Source organism: Micromonospora sp. MW-13 (assembly GCF_003434305.1).
In the GTDB taxonomy this organism is placed as follows: Bacteria; Actinomycetota; Actinomycetes; order Mycobacteriales; family Micromonosporaceae; genus Micromonospora.
Window position 1 is genome coordinate 132,793 of record NZ_QKKX01000011.1, and the last position, 18,852, is coordinate 151,644.

Here is an 18,852-nt window from a genome sequence, read left to right on the forward strand (position 1 = left end):
GTCCTCGGTGGGGAGGGGGACGCCCCAGGGTACCCGTGGGGTGTCCCCGATGGTTCTATCTCATCGGGATGATCCGAACGGTCACCCCCTTCTGGGCGCCGTACTGGACTATCTGGTTGAGGGCGTTCTGCTGGGCGCTGGTGGCCGCGCCGCGTTGGACGGCGATCTCCAGTTCCCGGACGGCGACCTGGCCCGGTTTGATGGTGACGCCGTCCCAGGTGACCGGGTTGCTCTTGGCGAAGCCGGCCGCCTTGTCCACGTAGCCCTGCAACCGGCTGGTGAGCTGGCCGGCGCTCTGGTAGCTCTTCGCGGTCAGGTCCACGCTCTTGATGCTGGTGGCGGTGCCGTTGGCGAACCGGTCGATGGTCGGGAAACTGCGCGGCAGGTTGCCGCCGAGCTTCGCCTCGATGGCCAGCCCGCGCTCGAACTGGTTGAGCTTCCACACCGAGCTGCCGGCCTTCAGGTACGCGCCGAGGCCGCCGCTGACCGCGCCCAGCGCGCCGCCGATGGCGAAGTCCTTCAGGGCGTCGCCCATGCTGTACTTGCGCCCGGTCAGCGCCGCGAGGCCCGCCCCGATGCCGACCGAGGTGCCGCCACCGATCAGCGCCCCGATCAGGATCGGCACGCAGATCGGGCAGTCGCCGTTGGGGTCGGAGAGGTTGACCGGGTCGTTGAGGGCGTACGTGTACAGGTTGGCGCTGCCGCCGCCGAAGCCGGCGGGGTCCTGGCTGAGGAACCGGCCCGTCTCCGGGCTGTACCAGCGGGCCCGGTGGTAGGTCAGCCCGGTGGCGGCGTCGCGCTCCCGGCCGGTGAACTGCTGCGTGTTGCCGCTGGCGGCGCCGCTGGCGGTGACCGCCCCGAACGGGTCGTAGGCGTACTGGGTGCTCAGGGTGCCGGCGGAGTCGGCCAGACCCAGCACGCTGCCGAGCGCGTCGGTGATCGGCACCCGGGGGCCGGCGGCGTCGGTGCGGACCAGCGTCTGGTCGAGCCCGGCGGTGAGCCGGTCGGCGGCCGTCGCGCCGGTCCGCTCGCGGACCAGGTTCGGGCCGTCGTAGAGGAAGCCGGTGGTGGCCCCGCCGGCCGCGCGGCTGGCGAGCCGCCCCGCGGCGTCGTAGCCGTACGCGGTGGTCAGGCCCGGCCCGGTGACCCCGGTCAGTTCGCCCCGGGCGTTCCAGGTGTAGCCGAGCACGCCGTCGCCGGTCAGGTTGCCCTCGTCGTCGTAGCTGAACGTGCGGTCGCCGCGGCTGGTCAGCCGGTTGGCGGCGTCGTAGCTGGCCGGCGGGCCGGTGCTCGGGATGGTGACGTGGGCGAGGCTGCCGGTCAGGTCCCGCACCCGCCCGGCGCCGTCGTAGGAGTAGCCGAGGTGGCCGATCGGCACCCCGCCGGTGCTCTCGTAGAACATCCCGGTGAGCTGGGAGGCCGCGTCGTAGGTGTACCGGGTCTCGACGCCGGCCTGCTCGACCCGGTCGGTGCGGCCGGCGGCGTCCCGATGCCAGGTGGCGGTGGTGGCGCCCTGGGTGATCTGCTCGATCAGGCCGGTCTGGTCGTAGCGGTAGGCGATGGCCGGCTGGCCGGGCACGGTCATCCCCGACCGCCGGCCGGCGGCGTCGTAGGAGTAGCCGACGGTGCCGGCCGGATCGGTGACGGCGACGACCTGGTCGAGGTCGTTCCAGCCGAGGGTGAGCAGCCCGCCGGCCGAGTCGTTGATGGTGGTGAGCCGGTCCAGCGCGTCGTAGCCGAACCGCTTGGTGCTCTCGTAGCTCGGTCCGGCGGTCGCGCCGTACCCGATGAAGGTGGTGCGGCCGAGCACGTCGTACTCGGTGACGGTGGTCCTGCCGCGCCGGTCGGTGGCGGAGACGACCCGGCCGAGCACGTCGTACGCCTGCCGGGCCTGCTTGCCGAGCGGGTCGGTGACGGTGACCGGGCGGTCGGAGCTGTCGTAGGCGACGGTGGTGCTGTTGCCCCGGGCGTCGGTGACCTTCGTCAGGTTGCCGTTGCCGTCGTACTCGAAGGCGGTGACCCGGCCGAGGCCGTCGGTGCTGGTGAGGACCTGGTTGTCCGGGTCGTAGCGGACGTGTTCCAGCACGCCGGCCGGGTCGGTGACCGCCACGGGGCGGCCGACGGCGTCGACGAAGCTGCGGGTGGTCCGGCCCAGCGGGTCGGTGACCGCGACGAGGTCGCCCTGCTCGTAGGTGTAGCGGGTGGTGTTGCCGAGCGGGTCGGTGAACGAGGTGACCTGGCCGGCCGGGTTGTAGGTGTAGCGGCGGGTGCGGCCGGCGGCGTCGGTCGCCGCCGTGAGGTTGCCGGTGTCGTCGTACCCCATCCGGGTGGTCCGGCCCTGGTCGTCGGTGACCGAGGTGAGCTGCCGGTACGGCCCGCCGGAGGTGACCGTGGCGGACTGGGCGGCGGCGGTGCCGGCGAGCGCGGTGAGCGCGGTGAGCTGCCCGGTCGCGCCGTATCCCAGGGTGGTCCGGCGGCCGTACGGGTCGACCAGCGCGGTCGGCAGGTGGGTCACCGGGTCCCGGGCGGTGGTGGCGGTGCGTGCCTGGGCGGTGCCGGCTGCGGTGGTCTCGGCGGCCACCCGGTGCTCGGCGTCGAAGCTGGTCTCCCGGACGCTGCCGTCGGGCTCGGTGACCGCCGTCTTCACGACGTTGCCGCCGGCGTCGGTGGTGTACGCGAAGCCGTAGGTGACCCCGCCGGGCATGGTCTGGGCGGCCACCCGCCCGGCCGCGTCGTAGCTGTTGGTCAGGTAGGTGACGCCCCGGGGGTCGGTGACCGTGGTCATCCGGTGCGCGGTGTCGTAGGTGTACGTGGTGGTCCGGCCGCCCGGCGAGGTGACCGTGGTCAGCCGGCCGGAGGCGTCGTAGCCGTACTGCACGGCCCGGCCCGCGTTGTCCTGCGCCCGGACGACCCGGCCACCGCTGTAGCTGAGCTTGATCCAGCGGCCGTTGGGCGAGGTGACCTGGGTGATGTCGCCGGACTGGCCGCCGGTGGACCGGGTCAGGGTGATCTGGTTGCCGTGCCGGTCCCGGATGGACTGCAACGGCGCGTTCTCGCCGAAGACGTAGACCATCCCGTCGGTGCGGACCAGGTCCCAACCGTCGCCGTTCCAGGTCATCACGGCGTCCCGGAACGGGCCGGTGGTGTCGACGGCCTTGAACACCGCGTCGGTCCAGCCGGTCCCGGGGCTGGTCCGCACCATGTGCACCTTGCCGCTGTCCGGGAAGATCAGGTCGGCCTCGGTGTACTCCTGTTTGGAGAAGACGAAGATGCCGTAGGTGAAGTTCGCCCCGATGCCGAACTCCCGGTTCTGGGTGTCGTTCTGCCGGTAGGTGCGGGTGATCGAGATCGGCAGCACGTCGTTCACGGCCAGGTCGGTGTGCTCGTCGACGAAGAGGCCGCTGGCCAGGTCGACGGGGTCGCCGCCGGAGTCGCCGTCCTCACCGGGGCCGGTGCCGGCAGGGCGTTTGCCGCTGCCGTTGAACATGGCCCCGGTGAACTCCCAGACCCGCACGTCCGGGTCGGGCACGATCTGCCGGCCGTCCGGGGTGACGGTGCCGTGGCCGTAGATGTACCAGCCGGCCTCCGCGCCGGTCACCGCGCAGACGGCGGGGGTCTTCGCCGCCTTCACGGGCTTCTTCGGGTACGACTTCACCGGCGCCCTGGTGCACGGCGCCCGCTCCGGGTCGTAGTCCCAGAAGTCCAGCCGGCTGCCCGGCGCCAGGCCCTGGGTGTTCGGGTAGATGATCTGCGCGCCCTTCGGCAGGATCACCGACCCGCCGGGCTGCACGGTGAAGTAGACCGGGGTGCGCACCCCGGCGGGGAGCGGGAACGGCGGCTGGTCCACCGGCAGTGCGGTGATGGACAGCTCGGTGACCCGCTTGCCGGCCCGGTCGCGGATCACCGAGCCCTTGGGCAGCCGCACCTCGAAGCCGGGGATCGCCGGGGTGGTGATCACCGTCTGCTTCGTGGTGGGCGACGGGAACCGGACGCTGTGCGCGGTGTCGAGCCGGGTCATCCAGATCGGGTACGACAGCTCGACGGTCTCCCCCGCCCGCAGGTCCACCCCGGTCTCGAAGCGGCCGAAGGCGCGGCCGGGGCTGCCCGCCGTCGCGCCGTCGATGACCAGGACGTGGTGGCCGGCGGTGAGCCCGGTGAGCAGGAACCGGCCGGTGGCGTCGGTGCGGGTGCTGCGCCGGCCCACCGCGAGGGTGACGTCGGCGAGCGGGTGGCCGTTGAGCAGCAGGGCCTGCCCGGCCAGCGCGGTCACCCCCCGCTCGGCGCGCAGCGCCGGCTGGAGGTTGCCGTACGCGCCGGTGCGGTGGCTCTGCCAGTCCTCGCCGGCCAGGTTGAACCGGTCCGGCATCCAGGTCTCGGTCACGTCGCCGGCCGGCCGGGCCGGGATCTTCGTCGGCGCCTTCCTGGCGGCGGCGACTGCCGCGGGTAGCCGCACCTCGCCGGTCAGGCCGCCGACGGTGCTGGACGCCGGGTCGACGAACAGGGTGTAGGTGCCGGCCACCGGCAGGGTGATCGAGATGAAGGTGCAGGTGTCGCCGCAGTACACGCTGCTGCCGAGGTTCGTCCCGTCCGGCTTGCGGACGACCGCCGTGGCGTTGTAGCGGCCGTAGGTGCCGGCGGTGATCGCCACGGTGACCACCTGCCCGGCGGTGCCCGGGAAGGTGAGCGTGGCGTTCTGGCCGGGAACGGTGGTGGTCAGGGTGGCCCCCGGGCCGCCGGGGGTGGTGGCCGCGGTCGCGTCGGCCGGGACGTCGTGCACCTGGAGAGCGACCGAGCCGGTGTACATGCCGTCGGGGTTCAGCAGGATGCTGTACGTGCCGGCCACCGGCAGCGTCGTGACGTCGAAGAAGCACGTCGCCCCGCAGTACGCGCTGCTGCCGAGGTTCGTCCCGTCCGGCTTGCGGATGATCGCCGTCGCGTTGTACGTGCCGTACGTGCCGGCGCTGCCCTGCACCGAGATGCGCTGCCCGGCGGTGCCGGGGAACGACAGCACCGCGTTCTGCCCGGGGCCGGTGGTGGTCAGGGTGACCGCGCCGCCGCCCGGCGTCGTGCCGGCGGTCGCGTCGGCCGGCACGTCGTACACCCGCAGCGACACCGAGCCGGTGTACATGCCGTCGGGGTTCAGCAGGATCGTGTACGTGCCGGCCACCGGCAGCGTCGTGACGTCGAAGAAGCACGTCGCCCCGCAGTACGCGCTGCCGGTCAGGTTCGACCCGTCCGGCTTACGCACGATCGCCGTCGCGTTGTACGTCCCGTACGTGCCGCCGCTGCCCTGCACCACGATCCGCTGACCCGCCGCGCCCGCGAACGACAGCACCGCGTTCTGCCCCGGGGCGGTGGTGGTCACCGGCACGGCCGGACCGCCGACCGTGGCGCTGACCGCCGCGTTGTCCGGCACGTCGTACATCCGCAGGGTCACCGCGCCCGTGTAGGCCGCGTCGGGGTTCAGCAGGATGGTGTACGTGCCGGCCACCGGCAGCGTCGTGACGTCGAAGAAGCACGTCGCCCCGCAGTACGCGCTGCCGGTCAGGTTCGACCCGTCCGGCTTGCGCACGATCACCGTCGCGTTGTACGTCCCGTACGTGCCGCCGGTGCCCTGCACCACGATCCGCTGACCCGCCGCACCCACGAACGAGAGCACCGCGTTCTGCCCGGGGACCGTGGTGGTGAGGGTGGCGGCGGTCCCGTCCGGGGTGGTGCTGGCGGTGGCGTCGGCCGGTACGTCGTACACCCGGACGGTGACCGAGCCGGTGTAGGTGGACGCCGGGTCGACCAGGAGGCTGTACGTGCCGGCGACCGGCAACACCATCGTGTCGAACAGGCAGGACGCCCCGCAGTACGCGCTGCTGGTCAGGTTCGACCCGTCCGGCTTACGCACGATCGCCGTCGCGTTGTACGTCCCGTACGTGCCGCCGGTGCCCTGCACCAGGATCCGCTGCCCGGCCGTGCCGGGGAACGTCACCACGCCGTTCTGCCCCGGGACGCTGGTGGTGACGGTCACCGGGTCGCCGCCCGGGGTGGTGCCGACGGTGGCGTCGACCGGCACGTCGAACACCTGCGCGGTCAGGCTGCCGACGGCCACCCCGACCGGGTCGACCAGCACGGTGTAGGTGCCGGCCGTGGCGAGCGACACCGAGCTGAACGAGCAGCTCGTCGCGCAGGACGAGGAGCTGGTGACGGCGCTGCCGTTGGGCGCGCGCAGCGTCACGGTCGCGTTGCCGCCGCCGAACGCGCCGGCGGAGAGGCTGACGGTGACGACCTGCCCGGCGGTGCCGGGGAAGGACACCACCGCGTTCTGCCCGGGCACGGTGCTGGTCACCGTCACCGCCGCGCCGCCCGGGGTGGTGGTCGCCGTGGAGTCGGCGGGCACGTCGTGCACCCGGGCGGTGAGCGCGCCGACGGCGGTGGTCTTCGGGTCGACCAGCAGGGTGTACGTGCCGTCCGCCGGCAGGACCGTGCTGTCCAGGAAGCACGAGGTCCCGCAGGCGGTGTTCGACGTGACCGTGGTGCCGTCGGGGCGGCGCAGCGTCACCGTCGCTTCGGCGGCGCCGAACGTGCCGCCGCTGAGCTGCACCGACACCCGCTGCCCGGTGGTGCCCGGGAACGACACCACCGCGTTCTGCCCGGGCACGGTGCTGGTCACCGTCACCGCCGCGCCGCCCGGGGTGGTGGTCGCCGTGGGGTCGGCGGGCACGTCGTGCACCTTCGCGGTGATGCTGCCGACGACCGTGCCCTTCGGGTCGACGAGGACGGTGTAGGTGCCGGCCACGGTCAGCGCCTGGGTGTCGAGGAAGCAGGAGGTGCCGCAGGTCGTGTTGGACACGATCGCGGTGCCGTCGGGGCGGCGCAGCGTCACCACCGCCTCGGCGGCGCCGAACGTGCCGCCGCTGAGCTGCACCGCGACCCGCTGCCCGGCCGTGGCGGGGAAGGAGACCACCGCGTTCTGCCCGGGCACGGTGCTGGTCACCGTCACCGCCGCGCCACCCGGGGTGGTGTTGGCGACCGCGTCGTTGGGCAGGTCGTAGACCCGCGCGGTGACGGCGCCGAGGGTGGTCCCGGTCGGGTTGACGAACACCGTGTACGTGCCGGTGGCCGGGAGGGTGACCGCGTTGAACGAGCAGCTCGTGCCGCAGTAGCTCTCGCTGACGACGGTGGAGCCGTCCGGGGCGCGCACCGTCACGGACGCGTTGTAGGTGCCGAAGGTGCCGCCTGCCAGGGTGACCGAGACGACCTGCCCGGCGGTGCCGGGGAAGGAGACGACGGCGTTCTGCCCCGGCACGGTGGTGGTCACGGTGACCGCGGCCCCACCGGGCGTAGTGCTCGCCGAGGCGTCCGCCGGCACGGCGTGCACCTGGGCGGTGACCTGGCCGACGTAGGTGCCGTCGGGGTTGAGCAGCAGGGTGTACGTGCCGTCGACCGGCAACACGACCGTGTCGAAGAAGCACGACGCCCCGCAGTACGCGCTGCCCGTCAGGCTCGACCCGTCCGGCTTACGGATCACCCCCGAGGCGTTGTACGTCCCGTACGTACCGCCGGTGAGCTGCACCGACACCCGCTGCCCGGCCGTGCCGGGGAACGACACCACCGCGTTCTGCCCGACGACCGTGGCCACGGTGACCGGGGCGGAGCCGGGGGCGGTGCTCGCCGTCGCGTCCGCCGGCACGGCGTGGACCTGCGCGGTGACCGCGCCGACGTAGCTGGTGTCGGGGTTGACCAGGATGGTGTACGTCCCGTCGACCGGCAGGACCGTGGTGTCGAACAGGCACGAGCTGCCGCAGTACGCGCTGCCGGTCAGGTTCGACCCGTCCGGCTTGCGCACCACCGCCGAGGCGTTGTACGTCCCGTACGTGCCGCCGGTGAGGTGGACCAGGACCCGCTGGCCCGCCGTGCCGGGGAACGAGACGACGCTGTTCTGGCCGGGCACCGTCGTGGTCGCGGTGACCTGACCGCCGCCGGGAGTGGTGGCCACGGCGGCGTCGGCCGGCACGTCGTACACCTGGACGGTGATCGCCCCGGTGGTGGTGGACTGCGGGTCCACCGCGAGGGTGTACGTGCCGTCGGTGGGCAGCACGGTGGTGTCGAGGAAGCAGGCGGTGCCACAGGACCCGTTGGACGTGACGGTGCCGCCGCCCGGCTTGCGCAGCGTGACGGCGGCGTTGTAGGTGCCGTACGTGCCGTCGCTGAGCTTGACCGAGACGCGCTGGCCGGTGCTGCCGGGGAAGGTGACGGCGGCGTTCTGGCCGGGCACGGTGGTGGTGACGGTGACCGGGCTCCCGCCCGGCGTGGTGGCCGTCGTAGCGTCGGCGGGCACCTCCCGCACGGTCGCGGAGACCGAGCCGGTGGCCGCGCTCGACGCGGCCAGCAGCAGCGTGTACGTGCCCGCCGTGCGCGCCGTCACCGTGTCGAGGAAGCCGGTGGCGCCCACACAGCCGGACGACGCCGCGGTGCGCCCGAACGGGTCGAGGACCTTCGCGGTGGAGATGCCGCAGGAGCCGAGGGTGCCGTCGGCGAGCTGCACGCTCGCCCGCTGCCCCTCGGTCAGGTCGAACACGACCAGCGCGATGTCGCCCGCGCTCGGGATCGACACGGACCCGGTGCCGCCGAGCGCGACCCGGGAGGTGTGCACCACGTCGGCGACGGTGTAGGGGGCGGGGGCGACGAAGACGTCGGCGGCGCCGTCGCCGCTGCCGTGGCGGGTGCGTACCCCGATCCGGCCGGAGCCGGCGCCGGTGGGCACCTCGACGGTCAGGCTGCCGGCGGCGACCGCCGAGGGAAAGGCCCGGGTGCGGTTCAGGGTGACGGCGTTGTCGGCCGCCTCGGCGGCGAAGCCGGTGCCGCTGACGGTGACCGTCGCGCCGGGGGCGACGACGGTCGGAGAGACGCCGGTGATGGTCGGCGCGGACTCGTCCGGCCCGACGACCACGAAGGACTGCGGGCTGCTCGCGGTGGCCCCGCCGACGGAGACGGTGACCAGGCCGGTGGTCGCGCCGGCGGGGACCCGGGCGACCAGCCGCCGGCCGGCGGCCGCGGTGACCGTGGCCGGTACGCCGTTGAACGCGACAGCGTTCCCGGCCGGCACGGTGGAGAAGCAGCCGCCCTCCAGGGTGACCTCGGCGCCGACGGCCGCCCGCGCCGGCACCACCGACAGCAGGGCGAGGGCGGGGCTGCCCTCGCCGGCGACGGAGGTGATGTTGCCCGCCGGGTCGTACCGGTACCGGGCGGTCCGGCCGGCCTGGTCCTGCACGCCGGCCAACTGCCCGGCGGCGTCGTACGCGTAGCCGACCGAGTCGCAGGAGACCGAGGCCGGGACGACGTCCGGCAGGTCCGCCCGGACGGCGAGCGCCGGCAGCAGGACGAGCGCGGCGAGAGCCGCGCCGAACCGGAGTCGGGCGCCGGCCCAGACCCTCGATCGGATGGTGCGGGGGCCGAGCGGTCCCGACATGCTGCCTCCCAGGACGGAACGTCTGGGTGGCAACGTAGGCGGTTTCCATCAACGGGCATAGATCGCCAGGTGAACGGGGTGGCAGCCCACCCCGATCACCCACGGTGACGGTGCCGTCTACCGGCCGAAACGGCCGACGCGGTCGCGGCGATGTCGACTATCGGACAGTTGATTGTGTTGCCTGATCCCGGGGCAAAAGCGGGCAGGTCAGCGGGCAGCTCCGAAACTGCCGCGCACCATGGCAACCCACCCGTCGGATGCGCGGCAGGGGCGAGCCTACGAGCTACGCCGCGCCGGGGAACTCCTCGCCCGGCTGCGCGGTGCCTGAGGCCGCGCGGTCGGCGGATCGGTAGGTGGTGCCGCTCCAGGTTCCGGTGCCGCGGCTACAGGGAGACGACCCAGCCGCCGTCGACGGTGAGCGTGTGCCCGGTGACGTACGCGGACGCCGCCGAGGCGAGGAACACCACGGCGCCGGCGAGGTCCCCCGGCTCGCCGACCCGGCCCAGGGGGATGTGCCGGGCCACCAGTTCGTCCTCGGCGTCCCTGGTGGGCATGAGGTCCGCGGTCATCTCCGTGCGCATGTAGCCCGGGGCGATGGCGTTCACCCGGATGCCGTCGCCGCCCCACTCGTAGGCGAGGTTCTTCGTCAGCTGCACGACGGCGGCCTTCGACGCGTCGTACACCGAGGACCGCTCGCCGTCGACGACCAGGCCGCCGATGGACGCGAGGTTGATGATCCGGCCGCCGCCGCGCGGGCGCATCGCCCGCGCGGCGCGCTGGGCCACGAAGTACGTCCCGCGCAGGTTGACCCCCAGGGTCAGGTCGAACTCGGCCGCGGTGGCGTCGAGCGCGGCGTTGCGCAGCGACACACCGGCGTTGTTCACCACCACGTCGGGCACGTGGCCCCGCCGTTCGAGGTCGTCGAACGCGGCCTCGATGCTGTCGACGGAGGTGACGTCCAGCGCCAGCGGCAGCGCGCGGACGCCCTGCCGGCGCAGGTGGGCGCAGGCCTGCTCGGCGCGTTCGGTGGTCAGGTCGGTGGCGACGATCTCGGCGCCGGCCTGGCCGAGGGCGAGGGCCTGGGCGCGGCCGAGGCCGCCGTGCGCCCCGGTGACCAGGGCGCGTGTTCCGTCGAGGGTGAACAGGGACGTCAGTGCGGCCGATGGCACGGCGGGTCCTTTCCGGCGGCCCGGACGCGCCCCTCGGGGCGGGCTACAGGCCGTAGTTGGTGAGGATCTCGAAGACCTTCTGGGAGTCGTGGCGGACGTGCTCGCGCATCTGCTCGGCGGCGGCGGCCTCGTCGGCGGCGGCGACCGCCGCCGCCAGGGGCCGGTGGTCCACCGCGGTCCAGTCCGGGGTGGTGACCACCTTGGAGCAGAAGTACCACTGCCGCAGGGCCAGGTTGAAGTAGATCCGGGCGGTGGCGTTGAGGTACTCGTTGCGGCTCATCAGGTAGACGCACTGGTGGAAGGCGGCGTCCAGGTCGATGCACCGTTGCAGGTCGGTGGTCCGGGCCTGCTCCTCGGCGAGCGCGACGAGTTGTTCCTTCTCCGCCTTCGAGCCGCGCCCGCAGGCCAGCGTCGTGGCCAGGGACTCCAGTTCCAGTCGCAACTCCATGACCGAGCGGGAGTCCTTGAGCGCGATCTCGGTGGCGTAGGTGCCGCTGCGCGGGTAGATGACGACCAGCTTCTCGAACTCCAGCCGCCTGATGGCCTCGCGCACCGGGGACAGGCCCACGCCGAGGTCGGCCCGCAGGTCGTTCTCGACGAGCCGGTCCCCGGGCATGATCTCGGCGCGGACGAGCCGGGAGCACAGGCTGGCGTAGGCCGACTCGCTGAGCAGGGCGTTGCCCGCCTGTTCGGTGCCGACGAGCGCGCCCTTCCCGACGTACTCCGACAACATCTGTTCCTCCCCCACGTCGTGCACCGCTTCTGCGCAGCGGCCCCGCACTCTGGCAAGCTACCGGACGATTACGGCCGTTCCGCCGCTCCGCCGCGGGACGGGTTGCCGAGAAGGTCGTCGATGACCGTCGAGACGCCGTTCTGCACGGTGCAGGCGTAGTCCCCGACGGAGTACTCGCCGCCCAGCACCTCGACCACCTTCAGTTCGACGCCGTTGACCGAGAGCGCGTCGGTGAGCTCGACGGTTGCCGGTCCGAAGCTGCGGTGCTTGAGGACGAAGTCCTTCGAGGTGTCCCGGGAGATGATCTCGAAGACCCGGAACCCCGGCCCGTCGGCCTCGGGCAGGGCGTGCACCTGAAGGTGCGGGTACAGGGACAGGTCGGCCCAGGCGGCGTTGTCGTGGCCCTCCCCCGGCGTCATGGAGATGCCGAACACCGGCTTGCCGGAGCGGTGCACGGTGCCGGAGACCGCCTCGGGAGTGTCGGTCAGCGCGATGTCGGCGTACTGCTTGGGGTAGCCCCAGACCTCCCGGCCGAAGGCGACGCTCCAGGGCTGGTCCTCGTACTCGAAGAAGTAGTTGACCCCCCGGTGGTCGCCGTAGCGGACGGGAATGACGACCCCGGAGTCGTAGAAGGCGCCGGGGGTGGCGTTGCCGAAGTCCGCGATCTGCACGACGAACCGGTCGTCGGCAAGCTCGAACGGGGTGGGCGCGAGCAGCGCCTCCAGGTTCGCCCGATCGCCGCGACAGTAGACGGACAGGCTGCGCAGGTCCCTGCACCAGTAGGGCTGGTCGCCGCTCGGGTACCCGAGGTAGGTGAAGAAGTCCCTGGTGTCGTACGGCTTGCTCATCGGTTGGTGTCCCTGACCTTGTCTCGTGGAGGGGGTGGGGCTAGTCCCGGCCGGCTTCGTGGATCTTGCGGAGGAACGACCGGAGCTCGGGCGAGGTGGGTGCTTCGAAGATCTGCTCGGGCGGGCCCTGTTCGAGGATCGTGCCGCGGTGCAGGAAGCAGACCTTCGAGGAGATCTCCCGGGCGAAGGGCATCTCGTGGGTCGTCATCATCATGGTGATGCCGTCGGAGGCGAGTTCCCGGACCAGGTTCAGCACCTCGATCACCAGTTCGGGGTCGAGGGCTGAGGTGATCTCGTCCAGCAGCAGAGCCTGCGGACGCATGAGCATCGCCCGGGCGATGGCGACGCGCTGCTGCTGGCCGCCGGACAGTTGCGCGGGGTAGGAGTCGGCCTTGTCCCGCAGGCCGACGCGGTCGAGCATCGCCCGCGCGTTGGCCTCGGCCTCGGGCCTGCTCGCCACACCGGCGCGCACCGGGGTGAGGGTGCAGTTGCGCAGCACCGTCATGTGCGGGAACAGGTTGAAGCTCTGGAAGACGATCCCGACCCGGCGACGCAGTCCGACCAGGTCGACGCCCTCGCCGGAGACGACGTCACCGTCGAGCAGGATCCGCCCGCCCTGGACGTCCTCCAGCCCGTTGACGCAGCGCAGCAGCGTCGACTTGCCGGAGCCGGAGGCGCCGATCAGGGTGACCACCTCGTGCCGGTCGACGGTCAGGTCGACCTTGTCCAGCACGGTGAGGTCGCCGTACCGCTTGGTCACCTGGTCGAACTCGATGAACGGTCGCGACATGGCTCACGCCCCTGTCTTCCTGGCCCCGGTGCGGGCGAGCAGGTAGTCGACGAACCGGGTCTGCGGGATGGTGATGAGGACGAACACGAGGCACACGGCGGTCACCGCGGAGAGGTTGAAGTCGTTCGCCGAGTAGATCTTGGCCTGGCTGAAGGCGTCGATGATGCCGACGACGATGACCAGCGCGGTGTCCTTCTGCAGGCCGATGAACGTGCTCAGCATGGGAGCGGCGATGTTGCGGGCCATCTGCGGCATGATGACGAACCTGAGCACGTCGGTCTGGGTCAGGCCCATGGACAGGGCGGCCGAGCTCTGGCCGGGGTTGATCGACTCGATCCCGGCGCGGTACAGCTCCGCGTTGTAGGCGCTGTACGTCATGGCCAGCGCCACGATGGCGTAGACGACCAGCGACCCGCCGCTGAGCAACGGCACCTCGGTCAGCGGCAGCCCGTAGCAGACGAGGTAGATCAGGACGACCGACGGGATGCCGCGGAACACGTCGATGTAGGCGATGGACAGCGCCCGGACCGGGCGGAAGCCCCGGCCGGGAAGCTGCCGGCCGATGGCGAGCACGAGGCCGAAGACCATGGCGAGGATCTGGGCGCCGAGCGCGATCTGGATGTTGATCCACAGCGCGCGGACGATGTCCAGGAAGCTGCGCGACATGTACTCGCCGTTGAAGAAGGTCTTCTGCACCGCCCCGTCGTTGGTGAAGACCATCAGGGCGAGCAGGGCCACGATGGCCAGGCACCCGCTGAGTCCCAGGGACGAGATCGCGGCGTCCCGGGAGCCGGCCGCCGCCCGGCGGGCCTCGACGTACCGGCCGGCCGCCCAGTCCCGTCGGGACCGGTGGCTGCGCCGGTAGGCCGACCAGAGGGGCCAGCCGAGCGCGGCGAGCGGCAGCACGGCGCCGAGCAGGAGCCGCGCGGCCGGCCCGTCGACCAGCATGGTGGCGAGCTGGTGGCACAGGGTCGTGGCCAGGACGGTGAGCAGGGCCGCGGCGGTGAGGTAGGCCGTCGTCGCCAGCGGCCTGGTCGGGGTGGAGCCGGCGCCGGGCGGTGTCGCCCGGGCCTCAGGTGTCTCGGGTGCCTGCACCGTCATGGTCAGGCACTCCAGTCGGCCAGTTTGTCAGGGTCTCCGCCGAGGATCGGGTTCAGCCACTTGGCCATGATGGCGGCGAGGGTGCCGTCCTTCTTCATGTCGGCGAGGATCTGGTCGACCACGGTGACGTTGGGCGAACCCTTGGGGAACAGCGCCGCCACGTCGCCACCGACCGGGTACTGCCCGATCACCTCGAGCTTGCCGCCGGAGCTGGCCGCCCGGGGCATGACGGTGGCGGTGTCGTTGAGCGCGGCGTCGATCTGCCCGGCCAGGACGGCGTTGAACAGGTCGTCGTTGGAGGCGAAGACCCGCACCTGCTTGGGCTTGAGCGTCTCGTTGACGTAGCTGAGCTGGACGGATCCGGCGAGCACACCGACGGTGGCGGTCCTGATGCTGTCCTTGGTCAGGTCGGACCCGGTCTTGACGAGGACGCCGGTGCGGTAGGTGTTGTAGGGCGTGGAGAAGTCGACGGCCCTGCGCCGTTCGGGGGTGTCGTAGATGTCCCAGACCGCGAAGTCGAAGTTCGAGGCCTTGGCGGTGACGAGGGCCTCGAACGAGGCGTTCACCAGCTTGATCCGGTCCAGTCCGGCGCGGTTGGCGATCTCGGCGTCGAGGCAGTACATGTAGCCGCCGTCGACCGATTCGAGGGTGTTGCCCCGGTAGCCGGCGGGGTAGGGCAGCGAGGCGGCGACGGTGAGGGTGCCCTCGGTCTTGGTCTGCAACTTGTGCACCGTGGGGTTCTCCGTCACCGCACAGTCGCCGAAGTCGGCTGCCCCGGATCCGGCGGACGAGGTGTCCGTGCCGCACCCGGCCAGGGCGATCAGCCCGCTGATGGCCGTGGCGACGCCGAGGGAGCGTAGGGACCTCTTCATCTGACACCTCCGTGTCGATGGTCGTGAAGCATGGGGGTGAATAGGAATTTCAGTGAAATTTTAGTGAAGTGTGGACGACGCTAGCACCTGCTCGGCGAGTCGGTCCAGAGGCAGTTCTGCCTGGTGAACGCCGTGCTTCAGCGGGCACCCTGGTGGGGGTAGCGGTGGTCGCGGGGCGGATCGAAGGTCTCCTTGATCGACCGCGGCGAGAGCCAGCGGGTCAGGTTCGACGCCGCGCCCGCCTTGTCGTTGGTGCCCGAGGCGCGGGAGCCGCCGAACGGCTGCTGCCCGACGACCGCCCCGGTCGGCTTGTCGTTGACGTAGAAGTTCCCGGCGGCGAACCGCAGCCGCCGGCTGGCCCGGGCGATCGCCTCGCGGTCGCGGGCGACGACCGCGCCGGTCAGGGCGTACGACGAGACGGAGTCGAGCTGGTCGACCACGCCGTCGTAGGCGTCGTCGTCGAAGACGTGCACGGCCAGGATCGGCCCGAAGTACTCGGTGCGGAACATCTCGTCGGTGGGGTCGGTGCCCTGCACGACGGTCGGCCGGACGAACCAGCCGACCGAGTCGTCGACCGCGCCGCCGGCGAGCACCGTCAGGGAGTCCCGCCCGTGGGCCCGCTCGATCGCGGCCCGGTGCCGGCCGAACGCCCGGGCGTCGATCACCGCCCCCATGAAGTGCGCCAGATCGGTGACGTCGCCCATGGTGAGCGCCTCCACCTCGGCGAGCAGCGGGTCGCGCACCCGGTCCCACACCGACCGGGCCACGTACGCCCGGGAGGCGGCCGAGCACTTCTGCCCCTGGTACTCGAAGGCGCCGCGCAGCAGCGCCACCCGCAGCACGTCCGGGTCGGCGGAGCCGTGCGCGAGCACGAAGCCCTTGCCGCCGGTCTCGCCGACGACCCGCGGGTACGACCGGTAGCCCCCGAGGTTCGCCCCCACCGTCGACCACAGGTGCTGGAACGTCGCGGTGGAGCCGGTGAAGTGGATGCCGGCCAGGTCGCGGTGGGTCAGCGCCACCGCCGAGACGTCGAGGCCGTCACCGGGCAGCATGTTGATCACGCCGGGCGGCAGGCCCGCCTCCTCCAGCAGCTCCATGATCAGACTCGCGGCGAGCTGCTGGGTCGGCGCGGGCTTCCACAGCACCGTGTTGCCCAGCAGTGCCGGCGCGGTCGGCAGGTTTCCCGCGATCGCGGTGAAGTTGAACGGGGTGACCGCGTAGACGAAGCCCTCCAGGGGGCGGTGGTCGGTGCGGTTCCACACCCCCCGGGAGTTGGCCACCGGCTGCTCGCCCACGATCTGCCGGGCGTAGTGGACGTTGAACCGCCAGAAGTCGGCCAGCTCGCACGCGGAGTCGATCTCGGCCTGGACGGCGGTCTTCGACTGGCCCAGCATGGTGGCGGCGTTGAGCCGCTGGCGCCACGGGCCGGCCAGCAGGTCGGCGGCCTTGAGCAGGATCGCGGCCCGGTCGTCGAGGGACAGCTCGCGCCAGCCCGGCGCCGCCTGTCCCGCCGCCGCGACGGCGTCCTCGGCGTCGGCGCGGGTGCAGTTGCGCAGCACCCCGAGCACGTGGCGGTGGTCGTGCGGCTGCACGACCGGAATCTCCGTCCCCCCGCCCATCCGGCGGCGACCGCCGATGGTGGCGGTCAGCTCCACCTGCTGGCTCTCCTGCCGCGCCAGTTCCCGCTCCAGCTCCGCCCGCTCGGGACTGCCGGGGGCGTAGCTCAGGGTCGGCTCGTTGACCGGGGACGGCGGGCTCGTCACGGCATCCACTCTGGTCCTCCTCGCATCGACGGGAATCACGGTTCGGCGGGGCCCGGGCCGGCGGGCTCGCTCGGCGGGCGACGCGCGCCGGGGCGCGCCCGGATCGGGTCGGCACCCCGGCCGGCCGCTGACATTACACTAAAATTTCAGATGCGCCACCCCTCGCCCGGCGGCCCGGCGGCCCCCTCTGCCGCCGGACGTCCCCCGCCACCCGCACGGCGCCGGTGAGCCCCCGGGCCGGCCCCCGGCGCGGCGCCGGACGGCGGCGCCCGGAGCAGTGATCGTGACCACAGCCGGATGACCCGATAAAGGGCGGTGAGGTGGGCGTCGGCCTTGTTACCGTCGCGGCGTGCGTCCGCGGGGGATCAGGCGCGCGAGGGGGGAGACAGCGTGCGGGCCCGCGGACACGGGCGGTCGTCTGCGACCTCCCCGCCTGACCTCTGACTCAGACGTGCGGGCACGCGCGGTGTGGCGCGTGGCCGATCGGCGTCATTCGCAAAGTTTCACCAGGAGATTCGCTGTGAGCAGTCAATCCGCGGCGCCGGCCAAGCTCGACGGCGCCGTATTGAAGATCGCCGGGGTCGTGGTCCTCGGTGCGATCATGTCGATCCTCGACGTGACGGTGGTCAGCGTCGCGCTGCCCACGTTCCAGACCGAATTCGACGCGTCGTACGCCCGGGTCGCCTGGACGATGACGGGCTACACGCTGGCCCTGGCCACGGTCATCCCGTTGACCGGCTGGGCCGCCGACCGGTTCGGCACGAAGCGGCTCTACATGGCGGCGCTCGTGCTGTTCACGCTCGGCTCCGCCCTCTGCGCCACCGCCGACTCGATCGGCGAGCTCATCGGCTACCGGGTGCTTCAGGGCCTCGGCGGCGGCATGCTGATGCCGCTCGGCATGACGATCATGACGCGGGCGGCCGGCCCGGAGCGGATCGGCCGGCTGATGGCCGTACTGGGTATCCCGATGCTGCTCGGCCCGATCGGCGGGCCGATCCTCGGTGGCTGGCTGATCGACGTGGCCAGCTGGCACTGGATCTTCCTGATCAACCTGCCGATCGGCGCGGTCGCCCTGGCCTACGCGCAGTGGGCGCTGCCGAAGGACAACCCCGAGCCGTCCGAGTCGTTCGACTTCGTCGGTATGCTGATGCTCTCGCCGGGCCTGGCCCTCTTCCTGTACGGGGTGTCGTCGCTGCCCGAGACCGGCACGTTCGCCGACAACAAGGTGTGGCTGCCGATGCTGGTCGGCGGGCTGCTGGTCATCAGCTTCGTCCTCTACTCGTTCAAGCCGAAGCACCCGCTGCTCGACCTGCGGCTGCTGCGCGACCGCAACCTCACGGTCGCATCCGTGACGCTGGCCGTGTTCACCATCGCGTTCATGGGCGCCGGCCTGCTGTTCCCGAGCTACTTCCTGCAGGTGCGCGGCGAGTCGACGCTCGACGCCGGCCTGCTGATGGCGCCGCAGGGCATCGGGGCGATGGTCACCATGCCGATCGCCGGCATGCTGGCCGACAAGATCCCGGTCGGCCGGACGGTGCCGTTCGCACTGGTGCTGATCGCGGCCGGTTTCTTCACGTTCACCCAGGTCGACACCGACACCTCGTACTGGCTGCTGTGCGGTTCGCTCTTCGTCATGGGCCTGGGCATGGGCGGCACGATGATGCCCATCATGACGTCCGCGCTGAAGACGCTGACGAACCACGAGGTGGCCCGTGGCTCCACGCTGCTGAACATCCTCCAGCAGATCGCCGGCTCGGTCGGATCGGCGATGATGTCGGTGATCCTGACCAAGGAGCTGAACAACTCGCCGGTCATCCCGGGGGCGGTCGACCCGAACACCGGCGCACCGGTCACCGAGGCCGGCCTCGCGATCGCCGTCAAGCAGAACCCGGACCTGACCCAACAGTTCCCGGTCAACCCGGGAATCCTCCAGCGGGGCCTGGAGTTCGTGGCCGACTCGTTCGGCACCACGTTCTGGGTCGGCTTCGCGCTGATGCTGGTGACGTTCGTCCCGGCCTACTTCCTGCCGCGCAGGCGACAGCAGTCGCACCTGCTCGACGACGAGCAGGGCGGCGACCGCACCGCCCCGGTGTTGATCCACTGATCCGTGACCGGC

The 18,852-nt window shown here is 72.0% G+C and carries 9 protein-coding genes; 1 reads left to right on the forward strand and 8 read right to left on the reverse strand.

Annotation, left to right across the window (positions count from 1 at the left end):
- Positions 1-55 precede the first annotated feature (55 nt).
- The 8 genes from C5N14_RS08450 to pruA form a co-directional block, all read right to left on the reverse strand.
- Positions 56-9,460 carry an RHS repeat-associated core domain-containing protein gene (locus tag C5N14_RS08450; protein WP_117667231.1) on the reverse strand — a complete coding sequence of 3,135 codons (9,405 nt, stop codon included), beginning with the start codon at positions 9,458-9,460 and terminating at the stop codon, positions 56-58.
- 383 nt (positions 9,461-9,843) lie between these two features.
- Positions 9,844-10,629, reverse strand: coding sequence for an SDR family NAD(P)-dependent oxidoreductase (locus tag C5N14_RS08455; protein WP_117667233.1), 786 nt, complete (start codon positions 10,627-10,629; stop codon positions 9,844-9,846).
- Positions 10,630-10,672: 43 nt separating this feature from the next.
- Entirely contained in the window at positions 10,673-11,362 is a 690-nt protein-coding gene (locus C5N14_RS08460; RefSeq protein ID WP_117667235.1) for a GntR family transcriptional regulator, read from the reverse strand.
- Positions 11,363-11,430: 68 nt separating this feature from the next.
- Positions 11,431-12,210 carry an acetoacetate decarboxylase family protein gene (locus C5N14_RS08465; RefSeq protein WP_117667237.1) on the reverse strand — a complete coding sequence of 260 codons (780 nt, stop codon included), beginning with the start codon at positions 12,208-12,210 and terminating at the stop codon, positions 11,431-11,433.
- 40 nt (positions 12,211-12,250) lie between these two features.
- Positions 12,251-13,000 carry an amino acid ABC transporter ATP-binding protein gene (locus C5N14_RS08470; protein WP_117667239.1) on the reverse strand — a complete coding sequence of 250 codons (750 nt, stop codon included), beginning with the start codon at positions 12,998-13,000 and terminating at the stop codon, positions 12,251-12,253.
- 3 nt (positions 13,001-13,003) lie between these two features.
- Positions 13,004-14,101 carry an amino acid ABC transporter permease gene (locus C5N14_RS08475; protein WP_117667241.1) on the reverse strand — a complete coding sequence of 366 codons (1,098 nt, stop codon included), beginning with the start codon at positions 14,099-14,101 and terminating at the stop codon, positions 13,004-13,006.
- A 2-nt stretch (positions 14,102-14,103) separates the two neighbouring features.
- A complete protein-coding gene (locus C5N14_RS08480) occupies positions 14,104-14,973 on the reverse strand; it encodes an ABC transporter substrate-binding protein (protein WP_117667243.1) in 870 nt (289 codons plus the stop codon).
- A gap of 137 nt (positions 14,974-15,110) precedes the next feature.
- Positions 15,111-16,745: an L-glutamate gamma-semialdehyde dehydrogenase gene (pruA, locus tag C5N14_RS08485; RefSeq protein ID WP_117667245.1), complete on the reverse strand. Its 1,635-nt coding sequence runs from the start codon at positions 16,743-16,745 to the stop codon at positions 15,111-15,113.
- Positions 16,746-17,256: 511 nt separating this feature from the next.
- Between pruA and C5N14_RS08490 the strand changes: the two genes are divergently transcribed.
- Positions 17,257-18,840, forward strand: coding sequence for a DHA2 family efflux MFS transporter permease subunit (locus tag C5N14_RS08490; RefSeq protein WP_117667247.1), 1,584 nt, complete (start codon positions 17,257-17,259; stop codon positions 18,838-18,840).
- Positions 18,841-18,852: the final 12 nt, after the last annotated feature.

Coding starts and splice junctions, on each gene's coding strand:
- C5N14_RS08480 (WP_117667243.1), bottom strand. CDS start 14,973: ATGAAGAGGTCCCTACGCTCCCTCGGCGTCGCCACGGCCATCAGCGGG.
- C5N14_RS08465 (WP_117667237.1), bottom strand. CDS start 12,210: ATGAGCAAGCCGTACGACACCAGGGACTTCTTCACCTACCTCGGGTAC.
- C5N14_RS08460 (WP_117667235.1), bottom strand. CDS start 11,362: ATGTTGTCGGAGTACGTCGGGAAGGGCGCGCTCGTCGGCACCGAACAG.
- C5N14_RS08450 (WP_117667231.1), bottom strand. CDS start 9,460: ATGTCGGGACCGCTCGGCCCCCGCACCATCCGATCGAGGGTCTGGGCC.
- C5N14_RS08470 (WP_117667239.1), bottom strand. CDS start 13,000: ATGTCGCGACCGTTCATCGAGTTCGACCAGGTGACCAAGCGGTACGGC.
- C5N14_RS08475 (WP_117667241.1), bottom strand. CDS start 14,101: ATGACGGTGCAGGCACCCGAGACACCTGAGGCCCGGGCGACACCGCCC.